Origin of the sequence: Streptomyces sp. NPDC093065, assembly GCF_044754585.1 — a bacterium.
GTDB lineage: Bacteria > Actinomycetota > Actinomycetes > Streptomycetales > Streptomycetaceae > Streptomyces.
The window spans coordinates 17,765-35,545 of record NZ_JBIVPJ010000002.1; the positions used below are offsets into that span (position 1 = coordinate 17,765).

16 protein-coding genes are annotated in these 17,781 nt (G+C 72.3%); 8 read left to right on the top strand and 8 right to left on the bottom strand.

The window, feature by feature from the left end:
• Window positions 1-119: 119 nt before the first annotated feature.
• Window positions 120-662, top strand: coding sequence for a DUF3291 domain-containing protein (locus tag ACIQFU_RS02900; RefSeq protein ID WP_402548514.1), 543 nt, complete (start codon window positions 120-122; stop codon window positions 660-662).
• 263 nt (window positions 663-925) lie between these two features.
• Window positions 926-1,831: a nitroreductase/quinone reductase family protein gene (locus ACIQFU_RS02905; RefSeq protein ID WP_402548516.1), complete on the top strand. Its 906-nt coding sequence runs from the start codon at window positions 926-928 to the stop codon at window positions 1,829-1,831.
• Here the strand turns inward: ACIQFU_RS02905 and ACIQFU_RS02910 are convergent.
• The 3 genes from ACIQFU_RS02910 to ACIQFU_RS02920 form a co-directional block, all read right to left on the bottom strand.
• The gene (locus ACIQFU_RS02910; protein ID WP_402548517.1) at window positions 1,828-2,241 is read right to left on the bottom strand and encodes an SRPBCC family protein; all 414 of its coding nucleotides are present in this window, start codon (window positions 2,239-2,241) and stop codon (window positions 1,828-1,830) included. The two genes, ACIQFU_RS02905 and ACIQFU_RS02910, sit on opposite strands and share 4 nt — an antisense overlap.
• A 74-nt stretch (window positions 2,242-2,315) precedes the next feature.
• Window positions 2,316-3,569 carry an MFS transporter gene (locus ACIQFU_RS02915; RefSeq protein WP_402548519.1) on the bottom strand — a complete coding sequence of 418 codons (1,254 nt, stop codon included), beginning with the start codon at window positions 3,567-3,569 and terminating at the stop codon, window positions 2,316-2,318.
• Window positions 3,570-3,615: 46 nt separating this feature from the next.
• The gene (locus tag ACIQFU_RS02920) at window positions 3,616-4,206 is read right to left on the bottom strand and encodes a malonic semialdehyde reductase (RefSeq protein ID WP_402548520.1); all 591 of its coding nucleotides are present in this window, start codon (window positions 4,204-4,206) and stop codon (window positions 3,616-3,618) included.
• A 115-nt stretch (window positions 4,207-4,321) separates the two neighbouring features.
• Between ACIQFU_RS02920 and ACIQFU_RS02925 the strand changes: the two genes are divergently transcribed.
• Entirely contained in the window at window positions 4,322-4,828 is a 507-nt protein-coding gene (locus tag ACIQFU_RS02925) for a MarR family winged helix-turn-helix transcriptional regulator (RefSeq protein ID WP_402548522.1), read from the top strand.
• Window positions 4,829-4,897: 69 nt separating this feature from the next.
• Entirely contained in the window at window positions 4,898-5,890 is a 993-nt protein-coding gene (hemB, locus tag ACIQFU_RS02930; protein WP_402548523.1) for a porphobilinogen synthase, read from the top strand.
• Window positions 5,891-5,939: 49 nt separating this feature from the next.
• Here hemB and ACIQFU_RS02935 read toward each other — a convergent pair whose 3' ends face one another.
• The gene (locus tag ACIQFU_RS02935; protein WP_402548525.1) at window positions 5,940-6,656 is read right to left on the bottom strand and encodes a DUF4232 domain-containing protein; all 717 of its coding nucleotides are present in this window, start codon (window positions 6,654-6,656) and stop codon (window positions 5,940-5,942) included.
• A 211-nt stretch (window positions 6,657-6,867) separates the two neighbouring features.
• On the opposite strand from ACIQFU_RS02935, the gene ACIQFU_RS02940 reads away from it, so the two are divergent.
• The 3 genes from ACIQFU_RS02940 (at window position 6,868) to ACIQFU_RS02950 (ending at window position 10,490) form a co-directional block, all read left to right on the top strand.
• Window positions 6,868-8,178: a helix-turn-helix domain-containing protein gene (locus tag ACIQFU_RS02940; RefSeq protein ID WP_402548526.1), complete on the top strand. Its 1,311-nt coding sequence runs from the start codon at window positions 6,868-6,870 to the stop codon at window positions 8,176-8,178.
• 187 nt (window positions 8,179-8,365) lie between these two features.
• Window positions 8,366-9,601 carry a PLP-dependent aminotransferase family protein gene (locus ACIQFU_RS02945; protein WP_402548528.1) on the top strand — a complete coding sequence of 412 codons (1,236 nt, stop codon included), beginning with the start codon at window positions 8,366-8,368 and terminating at the stop codon, window positions 9,599-9,601.
• Window positions 9,602-9,650: 49 nt separating this feature from the next.
• The gene (locus tag ACIQFU_RS02950; protein WP_402548530.1) at window positions 9,651-10,490 is read left to right on the top strand and encodes an arylamine N-acetyltransferase; all 840 of its coding nucleotides are present in this window, start codon (window positions 9,651-9,653) and stop codon (window positions 10,488-10,490) included.
• A gap of 6 nt (window positions 10,491-10,496) precedes the next feature.
• Here ACIQFU_RS02950 and argS read toward each other — a convergent pair whose 3' ends face one another.
• Window positions 10,497-12,257 carry an arginine--tRNA ligase gene (gene argS, locus ACIQFU_RS02955; RefSeq protein ID WP_402548531.1) on the bottom strand — a complete coding sequence of 587 codons (1,761 nt, stop codon included), beginning with the start codon at window positions 12,255-12,257 and terminating at the stop codon, window positions 10,497-10,499.
• Window positions 12,258-12,431: 174 nt separating this feature from the next.
• On the opposite strand from argS, the gene lysS reads away from it, so the two are divergent.
• Complete coding sequence (gene lysS, locus ACIQFU_RS02960; protein WP_402548533.1) at window positions 12,432-14,207, top strand: lysine--tRNA ligase; 1,776 nt, start codon at window positions 12,432-12,434, stop codon at window positions 14,205-14,207.
• Window positions 14,208-14,286: 79 nt separating this feature from the next.
• Here lysS and ACIQFU_RS02965 read toward each other — a convergent pair whose 3' ends face one another.
• The 3 genes from ACIQFU_RS02965 to ACIQFU_RS02975 all read right to left on the bottom strand — a co-directional run bounded on the left by ACIQFU_RS02965 (window position 14,287) and on the right by ACIQFU_RS02975 (window position 17,579).
• Window positions 14,287-15,612 carry a DUF2637 domain-containing protein gene (locus tag ACIQFU_RS02965; protein WP_402548535.1) on the bottom strand — a complete coding sequence of 442 codons (1,326 nt, stop codon included), beginning with the start codon at window positions 15,610-15,612 and terminating at the stop codon, window positions 14,287-14,289.
• 89 nt (window positions 15,613-15,701) lie between these two features.
• Window positions 15,702-16,580 (bottom strand): DUF3558 family protein, encoded by an 879-nt coding sequence (locus ACIQFU_RS02970; RefSeq protein ID WP_402548536.1) that lies wholly within the window; start codon window positions 16,578-16,580, stop codon window positions 15,702-15,704.
• Window positions 16,581-16,697: 117 nt separating this feature from the next.
• Complete coding sequence (locus tag ACIQFU_RS02975; RefSeq protein ID WP_402548538.1) at window positions 16,698-17,579, bottom strand: DUF3558 domain-containing protein; 882 nt, start codon at window positions 17,577-17,579, stop codon at window positions 16,698-16,700.
• Between the last annotated feature and the right edge of the window lie 202 nt (window positions 17,580-17,781).

Sequence of the window (17,781 nt, forward strand, 5' to 3'; positions counted from 1 at the left end):
GGTGGCGAAGGGCCCGGAACGCCCTGTACGGAAGCCACTTGGGCAGGGAAAACGCAACTTCGACATGGCCCGCAGAGGCAGCTACCTTCGTCCGGTCTTCGGCGACCAGGGAGCGACACATGCCTCATCTCGCGCTGTACACGTTCGGTGTCCTCAAGGCACCCCTCGCTGATCCCGCACCGCTCACGGTCGACTTCTACGAGACCGGTGAGGCCGTCTACCGGGAGATCAGCCGGCAGCCCGGGTACCTCGGCCATGCCGAAGCGGCGGCCGGCGGCCGGGGCGGACACTTCGACCTGGACTGGGGCGCCTGGGGAGAGTTCGCCGTACCCGCCTGGTACGACAGGGGCCGCACGGCGGAAACCGTCGCCCTGGCCGCGTCCCTCTCCCTGTGGAGCGGCCTGCGCCCGGCCTTCGACGCCGTGTACACGGGGCTGCACCGTCAGGCGCTGAACAGGCGTCACGACTGGTTCGAGAGGACGGAACACCCGGGTCACGTGTTCTGGTGGGTCGCCGAGGGCGTGACACCCACGTGGCGGGACGGCGTCTGCGGACTGGAACACCTCCACGACCACGGCCCCGCACCGCGCGCCTTCACCTTCCAGCACTCCTTCGGCCCGGACGGAACTCCGGCCGGGAGCGGGCGTTCCGGGCCGCGTTGACAGTGCGGCGGGCCGGTGCGTGTAATGAGGGTGGTGCCGCGTGGCGCCGGTCAAAGAGCGGTGGGCCGGCCGGCGATCGGGCGAGCGCCCTTCATTCAAGGGGTACGTGATGCGTTCATACTCCGCGCCCTGATTCCGGGATCCCGAGACTCCGACGCAGCGCTTCCGCACGTCGTGCTCGTGCTCGTCCCGTCCTTCGTTCTTCGCACGCCGTGGCATGAGCCCTTGCCCCGGCCTGCCGTCCTGGAAAGACACAGAACCGTATGCCCACGTCGTTCCATCAGTCCGTCATCGACGAGTTCCGCGCCAACGAGGGGAAGGTCGGCGGCCCCTTCGAGGGCGGTGACCTGCTTCTGCTGACCACCACCGGTGCCCGGTCGGGCGCCTCTCGGACCACGCCCCTCGGTTACGTCCGCCACCACGACTCCCTGCTCGTCGTCGGGTCCAACCTCGGTGGCCCCCGGCATCCCGGCTGGTACCACAACCTGCTCGCCCGTCCCGTGGTCCGGGTCGAGGTGGGCACGTCGAGCTTCGAGGCGCTCGCGGTGCCCGCCGAGGGGGCGCGGCGCGAGGAGCTGTTCGCGCATGTCGTGCGGGCGGCGCCCGGGTACGGCGACTACCAGGCCCGTACCACCAGGCACCTGCCCGTCGTCGTGCTGGAGCGGGCCGAACCCGAGGAGTGGGAGGGGCGGCCCCGGGAGGTGCGGACCCTCGCCGACAAGCTTCTGGAGGTGCACGCCTGGCTGCGGGGGCAGGTGCGGCAGGTGCGGGCCGAGACCGAGGCCCACTTCGCGGCACCGCGGGCGGCGGACGCGGTCCCGGCCCTCGGGCTGCAGATACGGCAGCGGTGCCTGGCGTTCTGCCAGGCGCTGGAGTTCCACCACGACGGCGAGGACGGGCACCTCTTCCCCGGGATCGCCCGTCACCATCCCCACCTGGGCGACGTCTTCGGCCGGCTCGCCGACGAGCACCGCACGGTCGCCCGCATCCAGGGGGAGCTGGCCACCCTGCTGGCGGGCATCGCCGTCGCCGAGCCGAGGCGCTTCCGGGCCGCGCTGGAGGAGATGGCCACGCGGCTCGACGCGCATCTCGACTACGAGGAGGAGGTGCTGCTGCCTCTGCTGGCCGACGTGCCGTGGCCGCCGGCGGGTCCGGCCGGGACGCCCTAGGCGGACTCCAGCAGCTCCTTGAGCCGGGTCAGGTCGGCGGTGACCATGCCGGCGTCGCGCTCGAAGTCGGCGTCGGTCGCCTCCGGCTGCCGGCGGAGGGTGAAGACCACCTCGCACCCCGGGGCGTCGGCGATCACCCGGACGGGGTTGTAGACGGTCTTCCCCGAGGGCAGCGTCACGTAGTGGTCGAGTACGCCCAGGTCGTTGCGCGGGGCGAAGGCGACCCTGACCCGGCCCAGGGGGGAGGAGTCCGCGATCCATGCGCCGTCCGCGGCCTTCTCGACGGAACCGCCGAGACCGTGGGCCCAGGCCGGCAGGTTGGCCGGGTCCGAGGCGTAGGCGTAGACGTCGGTGGCAGAGCGGTCGATGTGGACGCCGAGGTGGCGTGACCCGCCGGCGGTGCTGTTCATGCCGGTGACGGTAGCGGGCGGCCGTCACCGCTTTCTTGAACGAATCGGACATCGCGGGCCGGTGGGCCGGCGGGTCACCCGGTCAGCACCAGGGCCGTGGCGAGGGCCGGGCCCAGGGCACCGCCCAGTTGGTAGCAGAGGGTGAACAGGCCGATGGCCGTGGGGCGGTGGGACTGCGGCACGGCGGAGGCGGCGTCCATGGACTGGGTGCCGTTGGCGCCGGTCGCGCAGAAGACGGCGGCCCCGGCGACCATGAGCAGGAGGGCTCCCGAGCCGGCGAACGCCGCGGTGACCGGGGCCAGGACGCCGACCGTGAGCAGGACCGCGCGGGTCCGGGTCCGGCCCAGCCGCCGGGACAGGGCGGCGAAGAAGAGGGACAGCACGGAGCCGCAGAGCAGGGCGAACAGCAGTCCCGTCGCCACCGGGCCGTCCGCCCAGCCGGCTCGCTGCCCGATCAGCCGGGGCACGGCGAACAGCAGCGTGAAGTACGACGTCGACAGGGCCAGGGTGAGGAGCGTCGCCGTGCGGAAGACGGGGGTGCGCAGGACGGCGACCGGCAGGAAACCTTCCGGGCGGCGGCGTACGTGCAGGGTCAGTGCGGTCGAGGCGAAGAGGGCGGTGGCCGATCCCCACAGGGGTTGGGAAGGCAGCAGGATCACGCCGGTGGCGAGGGCGGTGAGCAGGACCGCGCCGCGGGTGTCGACGCGGTCCCGGGCCGTAGGGGCCGCCGCTCCGGTGTGCCGGGTGACGGCGGGCACCGCCGTCACCGCGACCACGGAGACGGCCAGCGCCACCCGCCAGGACGTGGTGTGGGTCAGGAACCTGCCCAGCAGCGGTCCCACCGCGCCGAGCATGCCGAACCCGGCGCTGATCACGCCCATCCGGCGGGCGTCACCGGCCAGGTTCATCGCCACCGCGATCAGGCCCGCACCGCCCGTCGCCTGGGCGGCCCGGCCGAGGAAGACCAGCGGCAGCCAGGGCGCGGCCGCCACCAGGGCGGTACCGGCGACCACGAGGACGGCGCCGAAGCGCAGCGTGGTCCGGGTGCCGCGGTGCCGCAGCAGGGTCGCGAGGACCGGTCCCCCGACGGCCATCGCCCACGCGAACGCGGTGACCACCCATGCGGCGGTGGCCGTGCCGACCCCGAGGGAGCGGCCCACGTCGTCGAGGATGAGCACCGGGGCGTTGGCGCCCGCGGCGACCGGGGTCGCCAGCAGGGCCAGCCAGGCTATGGGCACCCGGTGACCGGACGATGTGCCGGTGCCGGTGCCGGTGCCGGTGCGTGTGCCGGTCCGCTTCCGAGGGCCGGTGGCGGCGGCTGTGTGCATGGTTCCCCCCAGGGATGGTGTGTGGTGTGCGGCGGCGGGTGCGGGCTCAGAGCGTCGTGACGACCTGCTCGTAGCGCAGCCGCGGCAGCCGCGGGTACCAGGCGTCCGGGCCCGGGCGGCCGATGTTGACGACCATCAGCGGGGTGTGGTCGTCGTCCAGGAACTCCTTGCGCAGGCCCTCGGGGTCGTAGCCGGTCATCGGGCCCGCGGCCAGGCCCGCCGCGCGGATCCCCAGCAGGAAGTAGGCGGCCTGCAGGGCGGCGTTGAGCGAGGCCTCGGTTTCGCGCCGCGGGCGGTCGGCGAAGACGGTGTCCTTCAGCGCGGGGGCGTGCGGCACCAGCTGCGGCAGCTCTTCGTGGAACTCGAAGTCGGCCGCCAGGACGGCCACCAGGGGAGCCGTCGCCGTCTTGGCGCGGTTGCCCTCCGCCAGGTGCGTCAGGAGCCGCTCGCGGGCCTCGGGCGTGCGGATCAGCAGGACGCGCAGCGGGCTCTGGTTGAACGAGGTCGGGCCGTACCGGATCAGGTCGTAGACCGCCTGGACCTGCGCGTCGGTCACCGGCTCGTCGGTGAAGGCGTTCGCGGTGCGGGCCTCGCGGAACAGCAGGTCCTGGGCCGCGGGGGCGAGCAGCAGGGGCATGACGGACTCCCGTGATTTCTCTCAAGGTTGAGTCTCTCAACGTTAAGATAAATCGTCGGCAGCCGGTCCCGTCAAGTGTCTTAACATTGAGATATCTCGTGGAGAGGAACCCGCCATGTCCGACGCCGTGGATCTCATCGTCCAGCAGTGGGAGAAGGAACGGCCGGACCTGGCCGATCAGCTCTGGTCGGTGCAGGTGCTCGGCCGGGTGCAGCGGATGCAGCGCATCATCGAGCGGTCGCTGAAGAGCTTCTGCGCCCAGTACGGCCTGGAACCGGGCGAGTTCGACGTGCTCACCACGCTCCGCCGCTCGGGGCCGCCCTACGCCATGACCGCCGGCGCCTTCCTGAAGGCGGCCATGGTGACCTCCGGGGCGATCACCAACCGCATCGACCGGATGGAGGACAAGGGCCTGGTCCGGCGGGAGCGGGACGGCGCCGACCGGCGCAGCGTCCGCATCTGCCTCACCGAGCACGGCCGGGACCTGATGGAGGCGGTGATGACGGCGCACCTGCGCAACTACGCCGAGATCCTGGGAGCCCTCGACCGCGAGGAGTGCGAGCGGATCGCCGCTGGTCTGCGCAGGGTCCTGGAGGACCACGGAGACGACTCCATCGGCTGAGCCGGACCCGCCGCCGGGCCGACTCCCCGTCGGCAAAGGCACGGTCGGGGCGGGCGTAGCGTAGGTGGTATGACGACGTACGGATCCTTTCCCGGCACCCGGCCCCGGCGGCTGAGGACCACCCCCGTGATGCGTCGGATGGTCGCCGAGACCCGGCTGCACCCCGCCGACTTCATCCTCCCCGCCTTCGTCCGCGAGGGCGTGGGTGAGCCGGTGCCGATCGCCGCGATGCCCGGCGTCGTGCAGCACACGCGGGACACGCTGAAGAAGGCGGCCGCCGAGGCGGTGGAGGCCGGGATCTCCGGGATCATGCTCTTCGGGGTTCCGGAGGACGGGAAGAAGGACGCGGCCGGGACGGCGGGGACCGATCCCGACGGGATCCTCCAGGTCGCGCTGCGGGACGTGCGGGCCGAGGTCGGGGACGAGCTGCTCGTCATGTCCGACCTCTGCCTCGACGAGTTCACCGACCACGGGCACTGCGGAGTCCTCGACGACCAGGGGCGGGTCGACAACGACGCCACCCTCGAGCGGTACGCCGAGATGGCGCAGGTCCAGGCCGACGCGGGCGCCCATGTCGTGGGACCCAGCGGGATGATGGACGGGCAGATCGGGGTCGTCCGGGACGCCCTCGACCAGATCGGGCGGGAGGACGTCGCGATCCTCGCGTACACCGTCAAGTACGCCTCCGCCTTCTACGGGCCCTTCCGCGAGGCCGTCGGCTCCTCGCTCAAGGGGGACCGCAAGACCTACCAGCAGGACTCCGCCAACGCGCGCGACGCGATGCGGGAGCTGGCGCTGGACCTGGAGGAGGGCGCCGACATGGTGATGGTCAAGCCGGCCGGGCCCTACCTCGACATCCTGGCCGAGGTCGCCGAGGTCTCGGACGTGCCCGTCGCCGCCTACCAGATCTCCGGCGAGTACTCGATGATCGAGGCCGCCGCCGAGAAGGGCTGGATCGACCGCGACCGGGCCATCCTGGAGTCCCTCACCGGGATCAAGCGGGCGGGCGCGCGCAACATCCTGACGTACTGGGCGACCGAGGTCGCCCGCACGCTGCGCTGAGCGACCTGTGCCTGCCCTTCGTGCACGGGGTGCGGGTGCGCTGACCCCTTCAGTACTCGAGCGCGTTCGACGCGTCGGTCTGCCAGTAGGTGACCGTCAGCGCGGTGTCGACGTACACGCCGCCGGAGGGCAGCTCGACCCTGGCGATGGAGCCGTCCTCGAAGGGGACCGTGAGGGCGGTCGTCTCGTAGCCGTTCTCGCCGCTGCCGTCGCCCGACGACAGGCGCACGCCGGCGTAGCCGGACTCGCCGGGGGCCAGCGTCGTCAGCGACTGCGGCTTGCTGGACTCCGCGACCGGCGGCACCGCCTGGGCCTCGCCGAACCGCGCCGCCGGGTACGGCGGCAGCGCGCACGTCTTCGAGCCGGTGTTGGTGGCGGTCAGCAGCAGGTGGTTGATCGGGCGGGGCGCCTTCGCCGCGGTGATCCGTACGTCGGACGCGGAGCACTTGCCGGGGAGATCCGAGTCGGAACCCCCGGAGCCGCCGGAGCCGCCGGAGGTACGGGAAGCGTCGTCGGTGCCGGAACCGGAGCCCGGGCTCGACGCGTTGTCGTCTCCGGTGGATCCGGTCGAGCCCGTCGACGCCTTGTCCCCCTTCGCGCCGCCCGCCGGCGCGGGGCTGTTCCCGTCCGCCGACGCGGAGGTGGAGGAGTCGGGCGCCGGGGAGCCCGTGAGCTCGTCGCCCTCGCAGGCCGTCAGGGAGAGCGCGGCCAGCGCGACCGTGGTGGCGGCGAACAGACGGGTACGGGTGAGACGGCGTGCGGACATGGAAGTTCTCCTTCGGATGCGGGAGTCGGGGCGAGCCGCTCGACCGTCGACCGGGAGCGGCTGCTTTGATGACCACAGCATGCGGCCGTGATCGTCCCGGCCGCCGGCATCGGGGGAACATGCGGGACGGTGGGACGCCGGGAACGCCCTGACCTGCGGGAACGATGTCCCTCTGGGATGCGCTACGGGGATGCGAGAAGAGGGAGGAACGGTGGCGGGGGACGACTTCGCGGGACTGCTTCGGGAGCTGAAGGAGCGGTCCGGACTCAGTTACGGGGCACTCGGCAAGCGGCTGCACATGAGCGGCTCGACCCTGCACCGGTACGTCAGCGGAGAGGTGGTGCCGGTCGAGTTCGCGCCCGTCGAGCGGCTCGCCCGCGTGTGCCGGGCGACCCCCGACGAACTGCTCGAACTCCATCGCCGCTGGATCCGCGCGGATGCGCTGCGCGGCGTGAAGAAGGAGGACGACGAGGGCGGCGGCGAGGATGTCGGCAAGGCCGAGGGCACGGAGGGTGTCGAGGGCACGGAGGGTGCGGTCGCGGACAGTGCCCCGCCCGCCCCGTCGGCTTCGGCTTCGGCGTCGCCGGCCCCGGACGCGCCGCCCGCCCTCAACGCACCCGTCCCGCCCCGCCGCCGCGTCCCGCGCGCCGCGCTCTACGCCGCGACCGGTGTCGTCGCCGTCAGTGCCGCCGTGGCGCTCGTGGCGAACCTCGTGTCGTCCCCGGACGGCACCGACGGGAGCCGCGGTCCCGCCGGGGCCGTCGCACGGACCTCCGCGTCGCTGTCCGCGACCGCCACCGCACCGGCGTCCCCGAGCCCGAGCGCGTCGTCACCGTCCGTCTCCGCCTCGCCGTCCGGATCCCCCTTGGCGCCACCGTCGCGTGCGGGCGCCGCCACGCCGAGCCGTCAGGCACCGCCCACCGGGACCCCGTTCACGGTGTCGACCAACCCCTACTACTGGTACCTGCCCTGCGACCACGCCTTCCTGGTCGACCGCAGCCCGGAGAACGTGCCGAAGCCGCCGCCCCAGCAGGGCGCCGTCGGCTGGGCCGTTCCGCTCAAGGCGGTCTCCGCGAACCGGCAGGAGGCCGTCCTCACCGTGCAGGGCACCGGACCGGAGACGGTGATCCTGGAGGACCTGCACGTCCGGGTGGTGAGCAGCGGGCCGGCGCTGGACTGGAACCAGTACGTGATGGGCAACGGCTGCGGCGGCCAGGTGGACACCAAGTCCTTCGACGTGTCGCTCGACCTGGGCACCCCGACGGCGACGCCGATCGGAGGCCAGCGGGACTTCCCGTACAGCGTCACCGAGTCCGACGCGGAGGTCTTCCACGTCACCGCGCACACCAGCGGGCAGGACGTCAGCTGGTACCTGGAGCTGGAGTGGTCCAGCGGCGGCCGGCACGGCATCACGCGCGTCGACGACCACGGCCGGCCGTTCCGCACCAGTGCCTCCCGGGACGCCTCCTATTACGCGTACCCGCTCGGCGGCAAGGGCTGGGAGCTGGTCGAGGGCGACTGAGGGACCGGACAGGTGCGCCGGGTGGTCGCCGAGCAGGCCGGGTGCATTGGTCGTTGGCCGTGCCCCGGCCATCACTCCGGTTCGTTTCGGCGGACGGCGGACGGCGGCCGACGCCCCGGCGGTCGCACGGGTGTCCGGATCGCGGAAAGTCACCTGTAGGCGGCACGTAGTTCTCTACGCTGCGCGCATGACCGTGACCGAGAACGCGTCCGCCGCCACCGCCGTGACCGCTCCGCTGCCGCCGCTCGCCGCGCGGGCCCGCTCGATCGGCGGTTCGCCGGTACGGGACATCCTCGCCGTCACCGCCCGTCCCGAGGTGATCAACTTCGCGGGCGGACTGCCGGCCCCCGAGCTGTTCGACGCCGACGGCATCGCCGCCGCGTACCGGGACGTACTCGCCGAGGCCCCCGCGCGGGCCCTGCAGTACTCCACCACCGAGGGCGAGCCCGCCCTGCGGGCCGCGCTCGCCGCCCGCAACTCGGCGCGCGGACTGGCCACCGAAGCCGACGACATCCTCGTCACGACCGGTTCGCAGCAGGCCCTGTCGCTGCTCGCCACCGCCCTGCTCGAACCGGGCGACACCGTCCTCGTCGAGCGCCCCTGCTACCTGGCCGCGCTCCAGGCCTTCGGTTTCGCGGGCGCCCGGGTGGTGGCCGTGCCCGGGGACGAGGACGGGATCGATCCCCAGGCGCTGGAGGAGCTGGTGGTGCGCGAGCGCCCCAAGCTGCTCTACACGGTCCCCACCTTCTCCAACCCCACCGGCCGCACCATGCCCGCCGCCCGCCGCGCCGCCGTGGCCGAGACCGCCGGACGGTGCGGCCTGTGGATCGTCGAGGACGACCCGTACGGCGAACTGCGCTTCGAGGGCGAGCGCGTGCCGTGGATCGCCTCCTACGAGGGCGCCCGGGACCGGACCGTGCTGCTGGGCTCCTTCTCCAAGGTCATGGCACCCGGCCTGCGCCTGGGCTGGCTGCGGGCCCCCGCCGAGCTGCGCCGGGCCTGCGCGGTCGCCAAGCAGGCCGCCGACCTGCACACCCCCACCGTCAACCAGCTCGCCGCCGCCCGCTACCTCGCCGACCGGGACCTGGACGCCCACGTCGGCCGCGTCGCCGCCGCCTACGGCTCCCGCCGGGACGCCATGCTCGCCGGCCTGGCCGACACGCTCCCGGCGGGCTCGGCGTGGACCCGGCCCGAGGGCGGCATGTTCCTGTGGGTCCGGCTGCCCGAGCCGTACGACACCACCGCCCTGCTCCCCGGCGTCGTCCGGCACGACGTGGCGTACGTCCCCGGCGCTCCCTTCTACGCCGGTGAGCCCGACCGGGCCACGCTGCGGCTCTGCTTCGTCACCCAGACCCCGGACGAGATCGCGGAGGGGCTGCGGAGGCTGGGGGAGGGGCTGGCCGAGGTGCGTCCGGCGGTCTAGGACCAATTGCGGAGGGCGAGGGCGTCGTCGCCGCACGTACGGTGAGGGCATGTCTGACAGTGCACGGACGGCACCCTTCTCCCTGGACGCCTACCTCGAGCGCATCGGCTGGGAGGGCGGGCGGCGGCCCGACGCGGCCACCCTGCGCGGCGTGCAGCTCGCCCACCTGAGGGCAGTCCCGTTCGAGAACCTCGACGCCCTGGGCGGCCGGGCCCCGTCCCTGGACCTTTCCGACCTGACGGCCAAGCTGGTCCAGGGCCGCAGGCGCGGGGGCTACTGCTACGAGCACAACACCCTGTTCGCGGCGGCCCTGGAGGCGCTCGGCGTCCGGGTGACCCGGCTGACCGCACGGGTCGTCGTCGGCGCCGACCGCTTCGAGGACCGCCCGCGCACCCACATGGCCCTCCTCGCCGAGTTGCCCGGCGATCCGCGGCCCCACCTCGTCGACGTCGGTTTCGGTGCCGTCGGCTCGCTGCTGGAACCGGTGCCGCTGATCGTGGACACCGAGTTCCACGACGCCGGACGCCGGCACCGGCTGGTGCACGCGCCGGGCCGGGGGCCGCTGGCGACCTGGGTGCTCCAGGCGTACCTCGCGGGTGGCTGGGAGGCGCAGTACGCCTTCACCGTGGAGCCGTTCGAGCCGCCCGACTACGAGGTGATCAACTGGCACGTCGCCACGAACCCGCGGTCCCCGTTCGCCCGGCGCCTCTACGTGCAGCGCCTCACCCCGGACGCGCACCTGCTCCTCGACGGCGACCACGTCACCGTGACGCGCACCGACGACGGCACGGTCACCGAACGGAAGCTGCCCGACGAGACGGAGGCCCGCCGGGCACTGGCGGACGAGTTCGGCATCGACGCCCCCGAGGGGCTGACGCTGCTGCGGTGAGGGTGCTCAGAGCCGCTCGGGCGTCCGGATGCCCAGCAGGGCCATGCCCCGGTGCAGGGTGCGGGCCGTGAGGTCGCACAGGAACAGGCGGTTCTCCACCTGCGCGGGCGTCTCGGCCTTCAGGACCGGGCACTTGTCGTAGAACGACGTGTACAGCGACGCCAGCTGGTACAGGTACGCGGCGAGCTTGTGCGGGGCGTACTCCGCGGCCGCCTCGAAGACCGTGTCCCCGAACGCGTCCAGGTGCAGGCCCAGCGCGCGCTCCGCCTCGTGCAGCGCCAGCTCCGGGTGGGCGGCGGGGCGGACCTCGCCGGCCTTGCGCAGGATGGACTGGATACGGGCGTAGGCGTACTGGAGGTAGACGCTGGTGTCGCCGTTGAGCGAGACCATCTGGTCCAGGTCGAACTTGTAGTCGCGGTTCGGCGACGTCGACAGGTCCGCGTACTTCACGGCGCCGATGCCGACCTGCACCGCCCGCTCCCGGATCTCGTCCTCGGTGAGGTCCCGCGCCTTCTCCCGCACGACCTGCGCGGCCCGCTGCACGGCCTCGTCCAGCAGGTCCTCAAGGCGTACGGATTCGCCCGCGCGCGTCTTGAAGGGCTTGCCGTCCGCGCCGAGCACCGTGCCGTAGGCCATGTTGTGCGCGGTGACCTCGTCGCCGAGCCAGCCGGCCCGGCGGGCGGTCTCGAAGACCATCCTGAAGTGCAGCGACTGGCGTACGTCGACGACGTACAGCAGCGTGGTGGCGTGCAGGTCCTGGACGCGGCCCCGGATCGCGGTCAGGTCGGAGGCCGCGTAGCCGAAGCCGCCGTCGGCCTTCTGCACGATCAGCGGGACCGGCTGGTCGTCCTTGCCGCGGATCTCGTCGAAGAAGACCACGAGCGCGCCCTCGGAGCGCACCGCGACCCCCATCTCCTCAAGGAGGCGGGCGGTCTCGGGCATGCCGTCGTTGTACGCGGACTCGCCGACGATCTCCTCGTCGCGGATCTCCATGTCGAGCTTGTCGAAGACGGAGTAGAAGTAGACCTTCGACTCGTCCACGAACTGCTGCCACAGCTCCAGCGTCTCCTTGTCGCCGGACTGCAGGGCGACGACCCGCTTGCGGGCCCGCTCCTTGAACGCGTCGTCCCCGTCGAAGAGGACACGCGACGCCTTGTACACCCGGTTCAGGTTCGACATGGCCTGCTCGCCGTCGACGTCCTCGGCCGGGGCCAGCTCGCCGGGGTGCTCGAACAGGTACTGGATGAGCATGCCGAACTGGGTGCCCCAGTCACCGATGTGGTGCCGGCCGATCGTCTTCTCGCCGGTGAAGTCGAGCATGCCGCGCAGCGCGTCGCCGATGACGGCGGAGCGCAGGTGGCCGACGTGCATCTCCTTCGCCACGTTCGGCTGGGCGTAGTCGACGACCGTGACGCCCGCGTCCGCCTTCAGCGGCACGCCGAGGCGCTCGCCGTCCGCGAGACGCGCGGCGAGGTTCGCGGTGATCGCCCGGTCGGCGACGGTGATGTTGAGGAAGCCGGGGCCGGAGACCTCGACGTCCTTGATCAGCTCGTCACCGGTGGTGATCCGCGCGACGACCTCGGCCGCCAGCTCCCGCGGGTCGGCCTTCGCCTTCTTGGCCAGTGCGAGGATGCCGTTGGCCTGGTAGTCCGCCCGGTCACTACGTCGCAGCAGCGGGTCCGCGCCGGCGGCCTCCGGCCGGGTGGCCGTGAGGGCGGACGCGAGGTGCTGCTGGACGGAGTCGCTGAGGGACGTGACCGAGGCCATGGAGTGGCTGCCGTTCTGCTCGGGTTCGTGGAAGGAGTACAGAAACCGAGTATCCCATGCGGTGAAAAGCGGTTTTCGCGGATGCGGGCCGGGCTGGGAGAATGAAGCGGTCAGCCGTGCGACCGTACCGGCTGCCTCCGGAGCAGTTGCCAGAGAAGTTTCAGGGAAGAGGACGTGCCGATCGTGGCTCAGAGCACAGAGACCACCGACTGGGTCTCCCGTTTCGCGGACGAGGTCGTCGCCGAGTCGGAGCGTCGTGCCCCGGGCGCGAAAACATCAGTCGCTACCGCTCCGGGCGGTGTCGTCGTCGCCTCCGGACTCTCCCCCTCCGGCCCCATCCACCTGGGCAACCTGCGCGAGGTCATGACCCCGCACCTGGTCGCCGACGAGATCCGCCGCCGGGGGTACGAGGTGCGGCACCTGATCTCCTGGGACGACTACGACCGCTACCGCAAGGTGCCGGCCGGTGTCCCCGGCGTGGACGAGTCCTGGGCCGAGCACATCGGCAAGCCCCTGACCTCGGTCCCGGCACCCAAGGGCTCCCCGCACCCGAACTGGGCGGAGCACTTCAAGGCCGCGATGGTGGCCTCGCTCGCCGAGATGGGCGTCGAGTTCGACGGCATCAGCCAGACCGAGCAGTACACCTCCGGCGTCTACCGCGAGCAGATCCTGCACGCCATGAAGCACCGGCGGGACATCGACGCGATCCTCGACCAGTACCGCACCAGGAAGGCACCGGCGAAGAAGCCGCAGAAGTCCCAGAAGCCCGTCGACGAGGCCGAACTGGAGGCCGCCGAGGGCTCCGGAGCCGCCGCCGAGGACGACGGCGGCTCCGGCTCCGCCGGGTACTTCCCGTACAAGCCGTACTGCGGCAACTGCGAGAAGGACCTGACGACGGTCACCGCCTACGACGACGACTCGACCGAGCTGACCTACACCTGCACCGCCTGCGGCTTCTCCGAGACCGTGCGGCTGAGCGAGTTCAACCGCGGCAAGCTGGTCTGGAAGGTCGACTGGCCGATGCGCTGGGCCTACGAGGGCGTGATCTTCGAGCCCAGCGGCGTCGACCACTCCTCGCCCGGATCGTCGTTCCAGGTCGGCGGGCAGATCGTCGGCATCTTCGGCGGCAAGCAGCCGATCGGGCCGATGTACGCCTTCGTCGGCATCAGCGGCATGGCCAAGATGTCCTCGTCCAAGGGCGGCGTGCCCACTCCGGCCGACGCGCTCCAGATCATGGAGCCGCAGCTGCTGCGCTGGCTGTACGCCCGCCGCCGCCCCAACCAGTCCTTCAAGATCGCCTTCGACCAGGAGATCCAGCGGCTGTACGACGAGTGGGACCGCCTCGACGCCAAGGTCGCCGACGGCAGCGCCCTGCCCGCCGACGCCGCCGCCCACGCGCGCGCCGTCGGCACCGCCGCCGGCGAGCTGCCGAAGACGCCCAGGCCGCTGCCGTACCGCACGCTGGCCTCCGTGGCCGACATCACCGCCGGCCACGAGGACCAGGCGCTGCGCATCCTCGGCGAGCTGGACCCGGCCGACCCGATCGCGTCGCTGGACGAGGCCCGGCCGCGTTACGACAGGGCCGAGGCGTGGATCAACACCCACGTCCCCGCCGACCAGCGCACCATCGTGCGCAAGGACCCCGACGCCGAGCTGCTGGCGTCCCTCGACGAGCCGAGCCGGCAGTCACTGCGGCTGCTGCTCGACGGGCTGGCCGAGCACTGGTCCCTGGACGGGCTCACCCACCACGTCTACGGCGTCCCCAAGGTCCAGGCGGGCTTCCCCGCCGACGCCACGCCCAAGGAACTGCCGCCGGAGATCAAGACCGCCCAGCGGACGTTCTTCGCGCTGCTGTACCACCTGCTCGTCGGCCGCGACACCGGCCCGCGCCTGCCCACGCTGCTGCTCGCGGTGGGACAGGACCGGGTGCGGACCCTGCTCGGGGAGTAGCAGGCAGTAGCAAGCACGGTCGTACGGCGAAGGGGCGCCCGGTTTCCCACCGGGCGCCCCTTCGCCGTACCCGGCGCCGTCAGGCGATGTGGTCCTCCTCCAGCTCCGCGCTGTGGCGGTTGGTGAACTGGGTGACCAGGCGCTTCGCCTCGTGGTCGGCCAGCGGCGTGCCGTAGGTCGCCTCGACGTTGTCGCCGAACTCCCGCGGGGTCGGATAGCTGCCGTTGATCGACTGCTTGAAGACCTGGTAGTACCCGTCCTCGTCCGGCGCCTGCGGCTGCGCGGGCCCGCCGCCCTCGCCCAGCTCGCGGGTGCGTCCCCCCGGGACGACCGGTATCGGGAAGCTGCCCGTCTCCTCCGGCGAGGGCTCCTGGAGCGGGGGCTCCTCCTCGTACTGGTCCCGGTACTGGTCGGCCTGCTGCTGCTCCTCGTACCACTGGGCGTACTGCTCGGCCGGGTCGTAGGTGGGGTCGTAACCGCCCTGGTAGGCGACCTGGCGGGTGTTGAACCAGGGGCTTTCCTCGGGGCCGCCCTCCTCCCCGGCACCGTGCGGCGGCCGCTCCGCGGTCCCCGGCCGGCCGGCGGGCCCGGACTGGTCCGAGGGCCGGGCCCGGTCCGCCTCGGGGCCCTTGACCAGCTCGGCACGCTGCTCGCCCGCGGGAGCCGCCTGCGGGCCCGCCTCCTGGAACTCCTGGACCGGCGGCAGCAGGGCCGGTTCGATGCCGGCCGCGGCCAGGCCCGACGGGGCGGTCTGCGCCAGCGGGACGCCGTAGCGGGCCAGTCGCAGCGGCATCAGGGACTCGACGGGCGCCTTGCGCCGCCAGGCGCGGCCGAAGCGGGACCGCAGCCGGGCCTGGTAGACCAGCCGCTCCTGCTCCAGCTTGATCACCTGTTCGTAGGAGCGCAGCTCCCACAGCTTCATGCGCCGCCACAGCAGGAACGTCGGCACCGGCGAGAGCAGCCAGCGGGTGAGGCGGACGCCCTCCATGTGCTTGTCGGCGGTGATGTCGGCGATCCGGCCGATCGCGTGCCGGGCGGCCTCCACCGACACCACGAACAGGATCGGGATCACGCCGTGCATGCCCACGCCCAGCGGGTCGGGCCAGGCCGCCGCGCCGTTGAACGCGATGGTCGCCGCGGTCAGCAGCCACGCCGTCTGCCGCAGCAGCGGGAACGGGATGCGGATCCAGGTCAGCAGCAGGTCCAGGGCCAGCAGCACGCAGATGCCCGCGTCGATGCCGATCGGGAAGACGTAGCTGAAGTTTCCGAAGCCCTTCTGCAGGGCCAGCTCCCGCACCGCCGCGTAGGAACCCGCGAAACCGATCCCGGCGATGATGACGGCGCCGAAGACGACCATGCCGATGAGAACGCGATGCGCCCGTGTCAGCTGAAGTGGCGCGGCCACCCGTACTCCCCTCCCAGTGCCTGTTGTTGCGCGCAACAGAGTGGCACATGTGTACGGGGAACGGGCGGCCGGTGGGTCGAAGAGACCTCTCAGCCCGACTTGGCGGGGGACGCGGAGGCCGACTGGGACGCCGCGTCGGAGGGGGACTTCGGGGCCGACGGCGTGCCGCTCGACCTGCCGCCGGGCTGGTCGGAGCCGGTGGTGCCGTTGGCCTTCGTCACCGCGGCCACCGCCTCCTTGGCCGCCTTCTGCGCGTCCTTCACCAGGTCGTCGGCGTCCGGGGTCTTGTCGCCCGCCAGGCCCGCGCCGTTGTAGTCGACGGTGACGACGACGTTCTCGACCCGCGCCACGACCGTCTGCTGCTTGAAGGTGCCTTCCTTCTTCTTCAGGTCGTAGCGCACCACCGACGCCTCGTCGCCCGTGCCGCTCACCGGCGCCGTCTTGACGCCCTTCGCGCCCTCGGTACCCTGCACGTCCCCCAGCTGCTTCTGGTAGTAGTCACGCGCCAGCTTGTCGCCCTCGCCGCGCGTCACGTCCGAATCGAAGCGCAGCATCGACACGCTCAGCCAGCGGAACTGAGAGCCCTTCACGCCGTTGTCGTCGAGACTGTCCCAGGAGCAACTGACCCGGGCCGACGTGTCGTTGGACGAGCCCTCCTTGCCGGAGTCGCCCTTCGGCACCAGGTCGTCCAGCGTCTTCTTCGACACCGCCGAGCACGGCTCGGGAAGCTTCCGGAACGCCGCCGCCCGCACCGTCGGGGACGGACTCGCCGACTTGGACGCCGCGGACTCCTGCGCGCCCTTGTCCTTGCCGTCGCCTGAGCCGGAGTCCGAGGAGCAGCCGGCTGCCACCAGCATCACGGGTACGGCGGCCGCGCCGACAAGGACGCGGGTGAGTCGCTTCGCTCGCTTCGCTCGCGGGTCTCGCTGGTCACGCTGGGCTCGTAGCTGCATGGTTCCTTCACTCATGGCACTCGTGGTTCCTGCGTTCGGAACTGGTCCGAGGGGCCACGGTACGCGGTGAGGAAAACGCGCGGTCCCGCTTCGGGCGCACCGCGCGAGGGCGCGGACGGGCCCGGGACGGGCTCAGCCGCTCAGCGAACCCGCCAGCTGGGAAGCCAGTTTCCGCGCCATGTCCTGCATTTCCTCACTGTCCGGCACGACTCCGAGCGTCGCCGACTGCTCCGCGTACTCGATGGTCACCATGACGTTCGACGTGCGGAACGCCACAGTGACGGTGCGTCGCTTCGCCGTCGAGCCGGAGCTGCTGAGCGCGTCGTCCACGAACGCCTCGTCGCCCAGGTCGTCCAGGAGCCGTGGCTGGACCTCGGCGGGGGACGCGCCGGCCGACGAGGAGGACGAGGACGAGGGGGAGGAGGAGGGCGCGGAGGCCGACGACGAGGGTGTGCCGCCCGCGCCGGCGGCCGGCTCCCCCGATCCCCCGGGTTCCCCCGCGGACGAGGAGGGGCTGCCGGACGGGGAGTCCGAGGCGGGGGACCCGGACCCGGTGACGACCGGTTCGGGCAGGTCGGCCGCCTCCACCTGCTTCGCGAACAGCTGCTCGGCCTCGCTGTCGTCGCTCACGGCGCCGTCGTACGACACCACCCGCTCGAAGTCGACGAAGAGGTGGTCGGTGGCCTCGGCGGACTCCACCTTCCAGCGGCAGCCCACCTTGCGGTCGGTGTCGTAGGCGAGCGTCGGCTCGCCCGCGTACGCCTTCTCGCGCTGCTCCTCGTCGGTGATCTCCTCGATGCCGGGCAGGAGGGTGTCGAGCGTCTTGTGGCCGACCGCGCCGCAGGGCTCGGGGAGGGTGCGGTACTTGCCGGGCTCGGCCGCCTCGGTGGCCACGCCGGGCTGCCCGGGGTTCGAGTCGTCCGCCGTCGCACCGCCCTGCGCGCCGCCGGTGCAGCCGGCCAGCAACGCCGCCAGGAGGGCGGCGACGCCGGGTACGTAGGCCTTGCGCTGCACGGTGCGGCTCCTCTCGCCGGGGTGGCTGTGGTTCGGGAGGGTACGGGATTCCAGTGTCCCCGCTGGTTATTCGCTTGCCGCACGGGGGCGCTCCCTGCAGACAATGTGTATCGCACGCGCTGCCGTGAACGCCGGTCGACCGTCCCTTTGGCCGACTTCGGCGCCGGATCTGCGCTTCGATACTTCTGTATGTTTTCCGGGG